At 73.2% G+C, this 13,722-nt stretch carries 17 protein-coding genes and 1 riboswitch; of the genes, 8 read left to right on the top strand and 9 right to left on the bottom strand.

Annotated elements, in window-relative coordinates:
- Window positions 1–331 precede the first annotated feature (331 nt).
- From VKA29_RS09820 to VKA29_RS09790, 7 genes are all read right to left on the bottom strand, one after another.
- Window positions 332–1,105 (bottom strand): urease accessory protein UreD, encoded by a 774-nt coding sequence (locus VKA29_RS09820; protein ID WP_324784921.1) that lies wholly within the window; start codon window positions 1,103–1,105, stop codon window positions 332–334.
- On the bottom strand, window positions 1,102–1,779 hold the full coding sequence (gene ureG / locus VKA29_RS09815) for an urease accessory protein UreG (RefSeq protein WP_324784920.1): 678 nt from the start codon (window positions 1,777–1,779) through the stop codon (window positions 1,102–1,104). The genes VKA29_RS09820 and ureG overlap by 4 nt, the downstream gene beginning before the upstream one ends.
- 62 nt (window positions 1,780–1,841) lie before the next feature.
- On the bottom strand, window positions 1,842–2,516 hold the full coding sequence (locus VKA29_RS09810; protein ID WP_324784919.1) for an urease accessory protein UreF: 675 nt from the start codon (window positions 2,514–2,516) through the stop codon (window positions 1,842–1,844).
- On the bottom strand, window positions 2,516–4,237 hold the full coding sequence (locus VKA29_RS09805) for an urease subunit alpha (protein ID WP_324784918.1): 1,722 nt from the start codon (window positions 4,235–4,237) through the stop codon (window positions 2,516–2,518). Before VKA29_RS09805 ends, VKA29_RS09810 begins: the two co-directional genes overlap by 1 nt.
- Window positions 4,230–4,541: an urease subunit beta gene (locus VKA29_RS09800; protein ID WP_324784917.1), complete on the bottom strand. Its 312-nt coding sequence runs from the start codon at window positions 4,539–4,541 to the stop codon at window positions 4,230–4,232. Before VKA29_RS09800 ends, VKA29_RS09805 begins: the two co-directional genes overlap by 8 nt.
- Before the next feature lie 11 nt (window positions 4,542–4,552).
- Window positions 4,553–4,855, bottom strand: a complete 303-nt coding sequence (locus tag VKA29_RS09795; RefSeq protein WP_324784916.1) for an urease subunit gamma — start codon at window positions 4,853–4,855, stop codon at window positions 4,553–4,555.
- Window positions 4,856–5,027: 172 nt separating this feature from the next.
- Window positions 5,028–5,306 carry a type II toxin-antitoxin system Phd/YefM family antitoxin gene (locus VKA29_RS09790; RefSeq protein ID WP_324784915.1) on the bottom strand — a complete coding sequence of 93 codons (279 nt, stop codon included), beginning with the start codon at window positions 5,304–5,306 and terminating at the stop codon, window positions 5,028–5,030.
- 98 nt (window positions 5,307–5,404) lie between these two features.
- Between VKA29_RS09790 and VKA29_RS09785 the strand changes: the two genes are divergently transcribed.
- The 4 genes from VKA29_RS09785 to VKA29_RS09770 all read left to right on the top strand — a co-directional run bounded on the left by VKA29_RS09785 (window position 5,405) and on the right by VKA29_RS09770 (window position 8,030).
- Window positions 5,405–6,040, top strand: a complete 636-nt coding sequence (locus VKA29_RS09785) for an ATP-dependent Clp protease proteolytic subunit (protein ID WP_324784914.1) — start codon at window positions 5,405–5,407, stop codon at window positions 6,038–6,040.
- Window positions 6,041–6,047: 7 nt separating this feature from the next.
- Complete coding sequence (locus tag VKA29_RS09780) at window positions 6,048–6,356, top strand: hypothetical protein (protein WP_324784912.1); 309 nt, start codon at window positions 6,048–6,050, stop codon at window positions 6,354–6,356.
- A 334-nt stretch (window positions 6,357–6,690) separates the two neighbouring features.
- Window positions 6,691–6,902, top strand: a riboswitch (cyclic di-AMP (ydaO/yuaA leader).
- 3 nt (window positions 6,903–6,905) lie between these two features.
- Window positions 6,906–7,379, top strand: coding sequence for a C40 family peptidase (locus VKA29_RS09775; protein WP_324784911.1), 474 nt, complete (start codon window positions 6,906–6,908; stop codon window positions 7,377–7,379).
- Window positions 7,380–7,460: 81 nt separating this feature from the next.
- A complete protein-coding gene (locus VKA29_RS09770; RefSeq protein WP_324784910.1) occupies window positions 7,461–8,030 on the top strand; it encodes a DUF6328 family protein in 570 nt (189 codons plus the stop codon).
- A 111-nt stretch (window positions 8,031–8,141) separates the two neighbouring features.
- Here the strand turns inward: VKA29_RS09770 and VKA29_RS09765 are convergent, their stop codons facing one another.
- Entirely contained in the window at window positions 8,142–8,600 is a 459-nt protein-coding gene (locus VKA29_RS09765; protein ID WP_324784909.1) for an ATP-binding protein, read from the bottom strand.
- 214 nt (window positions 8,601–8,814) lie between these two features.
- Here VKA29_RS09765 and VKA29_RS09760 point away from each other — a divergent pair, with 214 nt between their 5' ends.
- Window positions 8,815–9,675, top strand: a complete 861-nt coding sequence (locus VKA29_RS09760; protein WP_324784908.1) for a helix-turn-helix transcriptional regulator — start codon at window positions 8,815–8,817, stop codon at window positions 9,673–9,675.
- Window positions 9,676–9,684: 9 nt separating this feature from the next.
- The gene (locus tag VKA29_RS09755) at window positions 9,685–9,912 is read left to right on the top strand and encodes a DUF397 domain-containing protein (RefSeq protein ID WP_324784907.1); all 228 of its coding nucleotides are present in this window, start codon (window positions 9,685–9,687) and stop codon (window positions 9,910–9,912) included.
- Between the two features lie 41 nt (window positions 9,913–9,953).
- On the opposite strand, the gene VKA29_RS09750 is transcribed toward VKA29_RS09755, so the two are convergent.
- Window positions 9,954–11,081 carry an 8-amino-7-oxononanoate synthase gene (locus VKA29_RS09750; RefSeq protein WP_324784906.1) on the bottom strand — a complete coding sequence of 376 codons (1,128 nt, stop codon included), beginning with the start codon at window positions 11,079–11,081 and terminating at the stop codon, window positions 9,954–9,956.
- A 147-nt stretch (window positions 11,082–11,228) separates the two neighbouring features.
- On the opposite strand from VKA29_RS09750, the gene bioB reads away from it, so the two are divergent.
- Both bioB and VKA29_RS09740 read left to right on the top strand, forming a co-directional pair.
- On the top strand, window positions 11,229–12,449 hold the full coding sequence (gene bioB, locus VKA29_RS09745; RefSeq protein WP_324784905.1) for a biotin synthase BioB: 1,221 nt from the start codon (window positions 11,229–11,231) through the stop codon (window positions 12,447–12,449).
- Window positions 12,442–13,722, top strand: coding sequence for an adenosylmethionine--8-amino-7-oxononanoate transaminase (locus tag VKA29_RS09740; RefSeq protein WP_324784904.1), 1,281 nt, complete (start codon window positions 12,442–12,444; stop codon window positions 13,720–13,722). The genes bioB and VKA29_RS09740 overlap by 8 nt, the downstream gene beginning before the upstream one ends.

Here is a 13,722-nt window from a genome sequence, read left to right as displayed (position 1 = left end):
TGCCGTGAGTCGGCTGCGGCGCCGTCGTGGCTGGTCGCGCAGTTCCCCGCGCCCCTTCAGGACGCTGCCCGACCGCAGGCTGCCTTCCCCGGCCGGCGCCGGCGCACCGCCGGATGCCCCACGCGACGCCGCGAAACGGCCACGGCCCCGTCGTGGCTGGTCGCGCAGTTCCCCGCGCCCCTTCAGGGCGCTGCCCGACCGCAGGCTGCCTTCACCCGGCCCGCGCCGGCGCACCGCCGGATGCCCCACGCGACGCCGCGAAACGGCCACGGCCCCGTCGCGCCCGAACGCACAGTCCCCCGCGCCCCTTCAGGCGCTGCCCGACCGCGGCTCAGGCGAGAGCGGCCAACGCCTCGTCCAGGACGCGCCGCAGGCGCAGGGCGTCCGCGGCCACCGCGGTCACCAGCGCGGCGGGGCCGGCCAGCGGCATCAGCGCGGCGCCGTCGCCGAGCATCCGGGCGCGCACCGGTCGGGTCGCGAACTCGGGCCGTACGAGCAGCAGTTGGCCGACGGCCCGGTGACCGCCGAGCACGGCCGGCCCGTCCCATCCGGCCGGCGCTCCGGGTCCGCAGCCGAGTTCCTGGTCGAGAACCGTCCGCTGTCCGATCCGTACGGTGAGACGGCTGGTCAGCCGCCCCGGTTCCTCCCCCACCCGGCCGAGCACCTGTTCCTCGCGCAGCACGAGCCGCGCCGCCGCACCCAGTTCGGCCCGCGTGGTGACGCGCAGATCGCTGCCCCGCGCGGAGATCAACTGCTTGGGCAGCCAGTGCAGTTCGCCGCCGTCGGCGACGGTGAGCCGGACGTCGTAGCGGGCCTCGCCGCCCGACTGTCCGGGCAGCGCGATGGTCGCGGCGGCCGACCCGACCCGCAGCCGGGCCCCTTCCCGCACGCCGGCCCGCACGGTGAAGCGGTCTCCGCCGAGCGGGCCGCTCATCGCGCCGACCAGCATCACCCGCGCCTCGGCGCCGCTCCCCCGGGTGCGCCGCAGCGCGAGCGGTCCCTCGCTCTCCAGCACGGGCAGCGCGGTGCCGCCGCGTCCGTCGGCCCGCGCGAGCAGCCGCGCGGTGGCGCGCACCCCGGTTCCCGCGACGCCGGTCGCGGTCATGCGGTCCACGCCGTCAGCCGCGCCCGCACCCAGTCCGCGACGTCGCGCACGCCTGTCTCGCTCCTGAGCGACTGCAGCACGACGGGCAGTTCGCCGCGCTGCTCCGCGGCGTCGGCGGCCATCCGCCCGAGGTCGGAGCCGACGTACGGCGCGAGGTCGGTCTTGTTGACGACGAGCAGGTCGGCGGTGGTGACGCCGGGGCCGCCCTTGCGCGGGATGTCGTCCCCGCCGGCCACGTCGATCACGAAGATCTGGGCGTCCACCAGCCCCCTGGAGAAGGTCGCGGTGAGGTTGTCCCCGCCGGACTCGACGAGGACGAGATCGAGCGGCCCGGCCTCGTCCTCCAGGTCCTCCACCGCCTCCAGGTTGGCGGAGATGTCGTCGCGGATCGCGGTGTGCGGGCAGGCCCCGGTCTCCACGGCGGTGATCCGCTCGGGCGGCAGCACGGCCTCGCGGAGCAGGAACTCGGCGTCCTCGCGCGTGTAGATGTCGTTGGTGACGACGGCGAGGGAGAACTCGTCTCGCAGCGCCCGGCACAGGGCGGCGACGGTGGCGGTCTTCCCCGAGCCGACGGGCCCGCCCAGACCGATCCGCAGCGCCCGGGGGGAGCCGTCGGGGCGCCGGGCGTCGGCGCTGACGGCGGAGGGGCCGTCGTGGGAGTGGTCGAGGTGCATCGGACGGCTCCATGGGTCGTCGTCGGGCAGGGAAGTGAGCGTGAGCGGAGGGGGCGGGGAACTCACGAGGCGAACAGCCGCACGCCCCGGGCCGCGTGTGCCTCCGCGCCGATCTCCAGCAGCGGGGCCGACGCCGCGGGCAGCGCGTCGACGCCCTCGCGGGCGACCCGCCGCGCCGCCTCGACCGCCCGGTCCGCGACGCGGTCCAGCTCCGGCGCCAGCCGCGCCAGCACCGCCGTCGCGTCGAAGGGGTCGAGGGCGAGCAGCCGCACGGTGGCGCTCGCCGGCCCGCTCACGCTCTCGTACGCCGCGCAGTGCGCCGCGTCCTGCGGCGAGAGGCCCGCCGCCCGTGCCGCGAGCCCGAGCACCACGGGCTGGTGCGCCCCCTTGGGGAACTCCCGTGCCAGGGCGTCCAGTTCGCCGGAGGGCCAGGTCGCCCGGGCGGCCCGGGTCAGCTGCCGCCCCAGCTTGCGCGCGGCCAGCCGCAACGCCGGCGAGGGCGTCCGCGCGTCGGCGGCGGCGTCCAGCGCCGACGGGTCCACGCCGAGCACCGCCGCCGCGGCCGTCGCCGCCGCGACCAGGCCCGACGTGTGCAGCCGCCCCCGGCAGAAGTCCTCCAGACCGGCCGCCGACGTGATCCGCCCGGCCTGCACGGCCGCCTCCGCCCCGCCGGAGTGTGCGTGCCCTCCGGCGGGAAAGCGGCCGTCGGCCAGGACGAGAAGTGCCGCCCGGGACATCAGAAGAGGAAGTAACGCTGGGCCATGGGCAGTTCGGCGGCCGGCGTGGCTTCGACGAGTTCGCCGTCGATGTGCACGGCGAAGCTGTCGGGGTCGACCCGCACCTCGGGCCGCGCGTCGTTCTCGCGCATGTCGGCCTTGGTCACCCCGCGCGTGGAGTCGATGGCGGTGAACCGCTTGCCGAGCCCGAGCCGTTCCGGCAGCCCGTCCTCGATCGCGAGCGGGGCGACGAAGTTCAGCGAGTTGGCGGCCGGCGCCCGGCCGATCGCCCCGTACATCGGCCGCGGCAGGACCGGCTGCGGCGTCGGGATGGAGGCGTTGGCGTCGCCCATCTGCGCGTAGGCGATCTGGCCGCCCTTGAGGACGAGGTGCGGCTTCACGCCGAAGAACGCCGGCTCCCACAGCACCAGGTCGGCGAGCTTGCCGGTCTCCACGGACCCGATCTCCCGGGCCAGGCCCTGCGCGAGGGCCGGGTTGATCGTGTACTTGGCGACGTACCGGCGCACCCGCCGGTTGTCCGCCCGCCCGTCACCGGGCAGCGGGCCCCTGCGCCGCTTCATCACGTGCGCCGTCTGCCAGGTCCGCAGGACCACCTCGCCGACGCGGCCCATGGCCTGGGAGTCGGAGGAGATGATCGAGATGGCGCCGAGGTCGTGCAGGACGTCCTCCGCGCCGATGGTGGACGGCCGGATCCGGGACTCGGCGAAGGCCAGGTCCTCCGGCACCGCCGGATTGAGGTGGTGGCACACCATCAGCATGTCGAGGTGCTCCTCGGCGGTGTTGACGGTGAACGGCCGCGTCGGGTTGGTGGAGCTGGGCAGCACGTTCGGCCGGGAGACGACGGTCATGATGTCCGGGGCGTGCCCGCCGCCCGCGCCCTCGGTGTGGTACGCGTGGATGCCCCGCCCGGCGATCGCCGCGAGGGTGTCGCCCACGAAGCCGGCCTCGTTGAGCGTGTCGGTGTGGATGGCGACCTGGATGCCGGTCCGGTCGGCGACGGTCAGCGAGGCGTCGATGACGGCCGGGGTGGACCCCCAGTCCTCGTGCAGCTTCAGGCCCAGCGCGCCGCCGCGGATCTGGGACAGCATGGCCTCCTGGGAGACGGTGTTGCCCTTGCCGAGGAAGCCGATGTTCAGCGGGTGGGCCTCCATCGCCTCCAGCATCCGGGCCAGGTGCCAGGGGCCGGGGGTGACGGTGGTGGCCTTGGAGCCCTCGGCCGGTCCGGTGCCGCCGCCGACCAGGGTGGTGATGCCCGCGGACAGCGCCTCGTCGGCGATCTGCGGGCAGATGAAGTGGACGTGCGCGTCGATCGCACCGGCCGTCAGGATGCGCCCGTTGCCCGCGATGACCTCGGTCTCCGGGCCGATCACCAGGTCCGGGTGGACCCCGTCCATGGTGTCGGGGTTGCCCGCCTTGCCGATCCCGGTGATACGGCCGTCGCGGATGCCGATGTCGGCCTTGACGACGCCCCAGTGGTCGACGACGACGGCGCCCGTGATGACGGTGTCGGGGGCGCCGTCCGCGCGCGTGGCACGCGACTGGCCCATGGACTCGCGGATGACCTTGCCGCCGCCGAAGACGGCCTCGTCGCCGGCGAGACCGGGGCCGCCGCTGCGGTCCTCCTCGACCTCGATCAGCAGGTCGGTGTCGGCGAGCCGGACGCGGTCGCCGGTCGTCGGACCGAACAGGTCTGCGTACGCGGCGCGCGAGATCTCAGGCATCGAGGGCACCTCCGGTCTCCCCGCGCAGCCCCGGCACGACGCGGGCGCCGGCGAGCGGGACGAGTTCGACGTCGACGGGGATGCCGGGCTCGAAGCGCACGGCGGTGCCCGCGGCGACGTTCAGCCGCTTGCCCCGGGCCGCGGCGCGGTCGAACTCCAGGCCGGGGTTGGCCTCGGCGAAGTGGTAGTGGGAGCCGACCTGGACGGGCCGGTCGGCGGCGTTGAGGACGGTCAGCCGGGTGACCTCGCGGCCCTCGTTGCAGACGATCGGGCCGTCGGCGAACAGGATCTCTCCGGGGATCATCGACGCCCCTCTCAGATGATCGGGTCGTGGACGGTGACGAGCTTGGTGCCGTCCGGGAAGGTCGCCTCGACCTGGACGTCGTGAATCATCTCCGGCACGCCGTCCATGACGTCGTCCCGGGTCAGCAGCGTGCGCCCGGAGGCCATCAGCTCGGCGACGGTGCGGCCGTCGCGTGCGCCTTCGAGGATGTGCGAGGTGATCAGGGCGACCGCCTCGGGGTGGTTGAGTCTGAGCCCGCGCGCCCGGCGCTTCTCGGCCACGTCGGCCGCCACGTGGATCAGCAGCCTCTCCTGCTCGTGCGGCGTCAGTTGCACGTAACCACCTCACAGTCCTCGCTCCGGACCGTGCGGGGCCCGGTTGCCGCGGCCACGGGGGCAAAGTCCCTGGTGGCGTGGGAGGGCAGGCTAATCGGGCCGGGTTTCCGACACGTTAACCAAGCCGTGACCCTCCTGGTCGCGGCCCCGGGGGTCTACCCGGGCGCGGGGTCTACGACGCGTCCGGCCTCCGGTGCTCCGCCGCGATGCCGAACCTCCGGGGTTCTCGGGGCGCGGAGGCGACCTCGCGGACCGTGGAGACCGCGCTGATCACCTGGTCGTCCGCCGGCTGGTCGAGCGCGTCGAGCCGTTCCAGGTCGGCGGCGGAGACGAGGGGGACGAGGGGCTTGCCGTGGCGCGTCACGACGACGCGCTCACCGCCGTACACCACCCGGTTGATCAGGTCGGCGAGCTCAGCCCTGGCTTGCGTCACCGGAATCTCGTAGGCCATGTCTCCATCATAACGTCATGTACGTCCTGTACATTTTTTGCAGAGACAGCTCCGGGGGGAAGCTCCGGGGACAGCTCTGTCGCGAGGAGGGGTATGCCATGACCCGACCGTCCGCCCGCCACGTCCTGCCCGAGTTCACCGAACGGACCTCGTCCGGGCCCGGGTCGACGGATCCGTACGCGAAGCTGCTGGAGGAGCGGATCCTCTTCCTCGGCACGCCCCTCGACGACACCGCGGCGAACGATCTGACGAGCCGGTTCATGTACCTCGAGCACAAGGACCCCGGCCAGGACATCGCGCTGTACATCAACTCGCCGGGCGGCTCGTTCAGCGCCATGACGGTGCTCTACGACACGATGCGGTACCTCTCCTGCGACGTGCGGACGACGTGCCTGGGGCAGGCCGCCGCCACGGCCGCGGTGCTGCTGGCCGCCGGGACTCCGGGCAAGCGCTCCGCACTGCCGGGCGCGCGGGTGGTGATCCGCCGGCCCGCGCTCGCCGAGCCGGTGCGGGGCCAGGCGAGTGATCTGGCGGTGCGGGCGGAGGAACTGACGCGCAATCGCCGTCTCGTGGAGGAGATGCCGGCCCGGGCCACCGGACACAGCCGGGAGAAGATCGGCGCCGACATCGAGCGGGACCGGGTCTTCGACGCCCGACAGGCGGTGGACTACGGCCTGGTGGACCGGATCGTCCCCGGCCGCCGGGCCTCCTTCGTCCCGCCCGCCGGGAGGTGAGCGGCCGGTGATCCCTCCCGAACTCCCGCCGCTGCCCGCGCTGACCCGCGCCGAGGGCGAGCTGATCGACCGTTACCTCGACGTGGTCGACCTGCTCGGCCGCATCAATCCGGCCCACCACGGCGACACCTACCGCGGGCTGCGGGCCGCGCAGGCACTGGTGGCCCGGGCGGCCGAACTGCGTGACGCCCTCGCCCTGATGCACCAACGGGGCGAGACCGAACTGCACGCCCCCACCCTGGCGCGGGCCCTGCGGGTGCTGGACGGCGAGCGGCGCACCGCCCGGGTCACCGTGCCTCCGCAGCCCGGCACTTGAGGCATCCGCCGGGCCCGGGCGGCGGTCGCCCGGCGCGGTGTCCGGACCGGCGCCGAAACGGACCAAACGGCGTACCGCCTTCCGGACTAGACACACCTCCTCTTTTTTGACCGGTCGAGTTGCGCAACCGGCCCGACCGGAAGGCGGAATGAGGCATTTCTTCGCTGGTCCGGGCCGCTTCGCAGGTGATGACGCGCGTCCGAACACAGGGCTGCCCACCCGAACGGGTGAGTGGTGAGTAACAACACAAATCCCCGTTTCCGTTGGGCTTTTCGGACATCCGTGAGCCAAGATCCGTGTCTGACGACAAGCCCCCGCCGCCGCGGCGGGGCGATCCGGGCGGACGCCGAGTCCTGCCGCCGCCCGGATGACCGGTCGACAGGAGTGGATCGGCAGGAGTGGAGGACCCGAGCACGACGGGTCGCCGGAACGGTCACGCCATGACCGGGCCGAGCAGCCCTTGGGGTGAAGCCGCGCGAGCGGCCGGGCAACTTCGCCAGCCCGAATCCGACAGGTCATCCTTCACAGGCGGCTGACGAAGGGTTGCGCATGACTGCGCTCAATCGTGTCCCGTCGCTGATCGTCCGGGCCGGCACGGCCTCGGCCCTCACCATCGCCGCGGTGGGCGGCTCGGTCGTGGTCCCGGGCTTCAGCTCCGACGCGGCCGCCGCGACGCCCGCGACGAAAGCACTTCAGATCGCGGCTTCCAAGAAGGGTTCGCCCTACCGGTGGGGCGCCACCGGTCCGCACCGGTTCGACTGCTCCGGGCTCACGCTGTACTCGTTCAAGAAGGCGGGCAAGAGCCTGCCGCGTACCGCGGCCCAGCAGTACAACAAGACCCGCCACATCTCCGCCAAGAGCCGCAAGGCCGGAGACCTCGTGTTCTTCCATTCGGGTTCGTACGTCTACCACGTCGGCATCTATGCCGGAAAGGGGAAGATCTGGCACGCCCCGAAGACCGGGGACGTGGTGAGACTGCAGAAGATCTGGACGAAGAGCGTCTGGTACGGCCGGGTCAGCTGATCCTTGCGTGCGGTGGCGGCGCCCTGACACGCCGCCACCCCACGAGGCGTGACACGGCCCTGGGCGGTTACCCGTTCAACCATGGCCGACCACGTCCCCTGCACCGCACGCAACGAGACCCCGCTGGAACGCGCCGACCGCAATTTCGGCGAACTGCTCCAGGAACTGCGCGTCACCCAGACCGGGGTGCAGATCCTCTTCGCCTTCCTGCTGACCCTGGCCTTCACCCCGCGCTTCCCGTCCCTCGACCCGGTGCAGCGGGCCACCTACGTCACCACACTGCTGCTCGCGGTCCTCGCCGCCGCCCTGTTCACCGCGCCGGCCGCGCTGCACCGCTCGCTGTTCCAGCGGGGCGCCAAACCGCGCGTCGTCCAGGTGTCCTCACGGCTCGCCACCACCGGCATGGGTGTGCTGGTGCTGGCGTTCACCGGGTCGGTGCTGCTCGTGGTGGACGTGACGACGGGCCGGGCGGGCGGGGTGGCCGCGGGCGCGGCGACCCTGTGCGTGTGCCTCGGCCTGTGGTGGCTGCTGCCCCGCCTGGTGCGGCGGGCGGGCCTGTCCGCCGAGCAGCAGGCCGCGCCCGTCGTCAGGCAGCCGGGACCGCCGCGCGACGCGGCCGTCCACCGCGAGCCGCCGGTACGGCGCCGCTGAGCCCCTCTGCCGAGGCCGGTGACGCCGCCGAGCCCCTCGCCCGAGGCCGGTACGGCGCCGCCCCACGCCCGAGGCGAACACGGCGCCGCTGTCCTCCTCGCACAGGCACCGTTACGACTCCTGCTGGCCGGCCGCCGGCACCGGCCGCGCCGGCACCTTCCACGGCAGTTCGATGGAGACGGTCTTGCCGCCCTCCCGGGTGGGGCGCACGCACAGCCTGCCGCCGCACTCGGCGGTCAGCCAGCGGATGATCACCAGGCCGCGGCCGTTGTCCTGCTGGACGGCGGCGGGCAGCCGCTTCGGGAACCGGGGGTGGCTGTCGGTGACACCGATGCGCAGTTGTTCGTCGCGGTCGAGTTCGAGTCCGACGGTGAAGGTGGGCGACTGCCCGAGGGTGTGCTGGACGGCGTTGGTGGCGAGCTCGGAGACGATCAGCCGGACGGTGTCGGCCACCTCCGTGTGCGGCGCCAGGCCCCACTCCACGAGGGTGTCGATCGCGTAGGTGCGGGCCGCGCAGACCGAGGCGGGATCGCTCGGCAGGGTGACGGATGCTTCCAGATGGTCTGCCATGGCGACGTCGTCCCTTTCCCACGGGACCGCTGGTCCGACACGGAGCGGATGGTTCGAGTACGGTCCCGGACTGGTGCTTGGCCGTCAGACTGCCATCACCGCACCGGCCACGGCTGGCGATCCACCGAGATATGCATATATCTGTCGCTCAAAGCGGTGAACTCTGCCACGAGAGACCGTATCGGGGCGCCTCATGAGGAGTAAGGAGGGACCCATGCAGCACGGTCCCGCGGTGCGCCGCAGGAAGCTGGGCGCCGAACTGCGCGCGCTGCGCGCCGAGGCGAGGCTCACCAGCGGTGAGGCGGCGCGGCTGGTGGGCTGGCACCAGTCGAAGATCAGTCGTATCGAGACGGGCACCAGCGGGGTGAAACCGGCCGATGTGCGGTTGCTCCTGGACGCCTACGGGGTGTCCGATCCGCGGCTGCGCGATCTGATGCTGGTGCTGGCGGGCTCGGACGAGAACACCGGCCGGCACCACTGGTGGCACGCCTATCGCGGCATCCTGCCGCCGGACTACAGCGACTTCATCAGCCTGGAGTCCCAGGCCGACGCGATGCGCACCCTGGAGACGTCGGTGGTGCCGGGGCTGCTGCAGACGCCCGAGTACGCGCGGGCGGTGACCCGGGCCGCGACCCGCGGGCTGGACGACGCGGGGCTCGACGCGCTGGTCGAGGTGCGCCTGGCCCGGCAGAAGGTGCTGCGGGCCGACCCGCCCCTGGAGTTCAGCGCGGTGCTGGACGAGGCGGTGCTGCGCCGGGAGATCGGCGGGCCCGAGGTCATGGCGCGGCAGCTCGAACGGCTGGTCGAGGCGGCGCGCCTGCCGCAAGTGCGGCTGCAGATCCTGCCGTTCGGCGCCGGAGCGCACGTCGGCGTCACCGGATCTTTCGTTATTTTCTCATTTTCGAGCACTCCTGATCTGGATGTGGTCGTTCTCGACCACCTGACGAGTAGCCTCCACTTGGAACGGAAAGAAGACCTCCAGGCCTATGCGGAGGCCTTCAACTCCCTTCAGATCCAAGCCCTTTCGCCCGAGGACACATTGGATTACCTCGCCGGCACAGTCGTCGGCGGGTAAGGAGGCACCATGTCAGCACTGCCTCGGAACGTCCCCTTCAGCACCGTTCCGCACGGCGTGCGGTGGCTGCGCAGCAGCTACAGCACCGGCGCGAACAACTGCGTGGAGACGGCGGCGCCGCGGTCCGGCCCGTGGGCCGGTCTGCTCGCCGTCCGAGATTCCAAGGAACCGGCCGGGCCCGCGCTGCTCTTCTCGCCGGGGAGCTGGGCAGGCTTCACGGCCGCGTTGAAGCGCTGATCAGATCCGCCTCGTGCGGAGCCCGGCCGTGTCACGCCGACTCATGGTCGAGTCCCGCCGATCACGCGCACCGCGTGTTCGATCTGCGCCTCGGAGAGGTCCGCGCGGGCGGTCAGCCTGAGCCGGGAGACGCCGTCGGGCACGGAAGGAGGACGGAAACAGCCCACGGCCAGCCCTGCCGCCCGGCAGTCGGCCGCCCACCGCACGGCCCCCTCCGGGGACGGCGCGCGCACGGAGACGACCGCGGCGTCCGGCCGTACCGCCTGCAGGCCTTCGGCCGTCAGACGCGCGTGCAGGTCGGCCGCCACCGCGCGGGCCCGCGCCGCCCGCTGCGGCTCGCGGCCGAGCAGCCGCACGGCCGCCAGGGCGGCGCCCGCGGACGCGGGGGCCAGCCCCGTGTCGAAGATGAAGGTCCGGGCCGCGTTCACCAGGTGGTCGATCACCCGGGCGGGACCCAGGACGGCGCCGCCCTGGCTGCCGAGCGACTTGGACAGCGTGACCGTGACCACGACGTCGTCGGCGCCCGCGAGCCCCACCGCGTGCGGCGCCCCGCGGCCGCCGTCGCCGAGGACGCCCAGCCCGTGGGCGTCGTCGACGACCAGCCCGGCGCCGTGCTCCCGGCAGGCCGCCGCGAGCCCGGCCAGCGGCGCCGCGTCCCCGTCGACCGAGAAGACCGTGTCGGACACGACGACGGCCGCGCCCCGGTGCGTGCCCAGCGCCTTGCGCACCGCCTCCGGATCGGCGTGCCCGACGACCTGGGTGGTGCCCCGGGCCAGCCGGCAGCCGTCGATCAGCGACGCGTGGTTGCCCGCGTCGGAGACGATCAGCGAGCCGTGCGGCGCGAGCGCGGTGACGGCGGCGAGGTTGGCCGCGTAGCCGGAGGAGAAGACGAGCGCCGCCTCGAAGCCGCAGAAGGCGGCCAGCTCGCGCTCCAGCTCGGCGTGCAGTTCGGTGGTGCCGGTGACCAGCCGGGACCCGGTCGCGCCACCGCCCCAGACCCGCGCGGCCCGCGCCGCGCCCTCGGCGACCTCGGGGTGACGGGCCAGGCCCAGGTAGTCGTTGCTCGCCAGGTCGAGCAGCGGCGAATCGGCCGGACGGGGGCGCAGGGTCCGCACGAGTCCGGCACGCCGGCGCAGTTCCGCCTGCTCGTCGATCCAGCCGAACGCCATGGCTCCTCCGGGGCATTTGTAGGCAGTGGACAGACCCTAGCCGGACGTGCCCCGGCCCATGATGTGGCGATACCCACACATCGAAGTGTCTCCGTTGTTCAAACTCTCCTTGGCCCCGGGCGGCCTCGTAGGACAGGATCGGCTCTCATGGACCTGCTGAACACGCTGGTGGACAAGGGGCTTCGGCGCGAACTGCCGACCCGCGAGGAAGCTCTGGCCGTCCTCGCCGCTTCCGACGACGACCTGCTCGATGTGGTGGCCGCGGCCGGCAAGGTGCGCCGGCACTGGTTCGGCCGACGGGTCAAACTCAACTACCTGGTCAACCTCAAGTCCGGACTGTGTCCGGAGGACTGTTCCTACTGCTCCCAGCGGCTCGGCTCCAAGGCCGACATCCTGAAGTACACCTGGCTCAAACCCGACGAGGCCTCCCAGGCCGCCGCGGCCGGTCTGGCGGGCGGCGCCAAGCGGGTCTGCCTGGTGGCGAGCGGGCGCGGGCCGACCGACCGCGACGTGGACCGTGTCTCGGACACCATCAAGGCGATCAAGGAGCAGAACGAGGACGTCGAGGTGTGCGCGTGCCTCGGCCTGCTCTCCGACGGCCAGGCGGAGCGGCTGCGGGAGGCCGGCGCGGACGCCTACAACCACAACCTCAACACGTCCGAGGGGACGTACGGGGAGATCACGACCACGCACACCTACGCCGACCGCGTGGACACCGTGCACAAGGCGCACGCGGCCGGCCTGTCGGCCTGCTCGGGCCTGATCGCGGGCATGGGCGAGACCGACGAGGACCTGGTGGACGTGGTCTTCTCGCTGCGCGAGCTGGACCCGGACTCGGTGCCGGTCAACTTCCTCATCCCGTTCGAGGGCACCCCGCTGGCCAAGGAGTGGAACCTCACCCCGCAGCGCTGCCTGCGCATCCTGGCGATGGTCCGGTTCGTGTGCCCGGACGTCGAGGTCCGCATCGCGGGCGGCCGCGAGGTGCACCTGCGCACGATGCAGCCCCTCGCCCTGCACCTGGCCAACTCGATCTTCCTCGGGGACTACCTGACCAGCGAGGGCCAGGCGGGCAAGGCCGACCTGGAGATGATCGCCGACGCCGGGTTCGAGGTGGAGGGCAGCGAGCAGGTGACCCTGCCGGAGCACCGGGCGGCGGCGGCCGGCGGAGGGTGCGGGTCGCACGAAGGCGCGGGATGCGGGTCGCACGAGGGCGCCGAGGGCGCCGGGTGCGGGTCGCACGAGGGCGGAGGTGTCTGCGGTACGGCCGCGACGGCCGCCCCGGCCGCGCCGACGGCCGCCGAACCGCGCACCGACCTGGTCGCGGTACGCCGTCGCGGCGCCGGAACGGACCTCGCGCCCAATGCCTGACCTGCCCGTCGCCGAACTGCTGGAACTCGACCGGCGCCACGTGTGGCATCCGTACGGTCCGATGCCCGGCCGCGCCGAACCGCTCGTCGTCGGGTCGGCGGACGGGGTGCGGCTGCGCATGGCCGACGGCTCGGGCGAGCTGGTCGACGGCATGTCGTCCTGGTGGTCGGCGATCCACGGCTACAACCACCCGGTGCTGAACGAGGCCGCCCGCGAGCAGCTCGGCCGGATGAGCCACGTGATGTTCGGCGGGCTCACCCACGAGCCCGCCGTACGCCTGGCGAAGCTGCTCGTCGACATCTCGCCGGACGGCCTGGAGCACGTCTTCCTCGCCGACTCCGGCTCGGTGTCGGTGGAGGTGGCGGTCAAGATGTGCCTGCAGTACTGGCGCTCGCTGGGCCGCCCCGGCAAGCGGCGGCTGCTGACCTGGCGCGGCGGCTACCACGGCGACACCTGGCAGCCGATGTCGGTGTGCGACCCCGAGGGCGGGATGCACGAGCTGTGGACCGGGGTGCTGCCCCGGCAGGTGTTCGTGGACGCGCCTCCGGCGGACTGGGACGAGGCGTACGCCGAGCGGCTGCGCTCGGCGATCGGGGAGCACGCGGACGAACTGGCCGCGGTGATCGTCGAGCCGGTGGTGCAGGGCGCGGGCGGGATGCGGTTCCACTCCCCCGGCTACCTTCGGGTGCTGCGCGAGGCGTGCGACGCGCACGACGTGCTGCTGGTGTTCGACGAGATCGCCACCGGGTTCGGGCGCACGGGGGCGCTGTTCGCGGCGGAGCACGCGGCGGTGACGCCGGACGTGATGTGCGTGGGCAAGGCGCTGACCGGCGGCTATCTGACGATGGCGGCCACCTTGTGCACCTCCCGGGTGGCCGACGGGATCTCGCGGGGCGAGGTGCCGGTGCTCGCCCACGGCCCGACCTTCATGGGCAACCCGCTCGCCGCGGCCGTCGCCTGCGCCTCGGTCGAGCTGCTGCTCGGCCAGGACTGGCGGGCGGAGGTCCGGCGGATCGAGGCGGGGCTGCGCGAGGGGCTGGCGCCGGCCGCGGAGCTTCCGGGCGTGAAGGACGTACGGGTCCTCGGCGCCATCGGGGTCGTCCAGCTCGACCACGGGGTGGACATGACGGCCGCCACGGCCGCCGCCGTACGGGAAGGCGTGTGGCTGCGGCCGTTCCGCGACCTGGTCTACACGATGCCGCCGTACGTCACGGGCGACGCGGACGTGGCACGGATCACGCGTGCGGTGTGCGCCGCCGCACGGGAGGGATGA

The sequence above is a fragment of the Streptomyces sp. H51 genome (assembly GCF_035656535.1).
Classification (GTDB): Bacteria; Actinomycetota; Actinomycetes; order Streptomycetales; family Streptomycetaceae; genus Streptomyces.
This window is presented reverse-complemented; position numbering and strand designations above follow the sequence as displayed.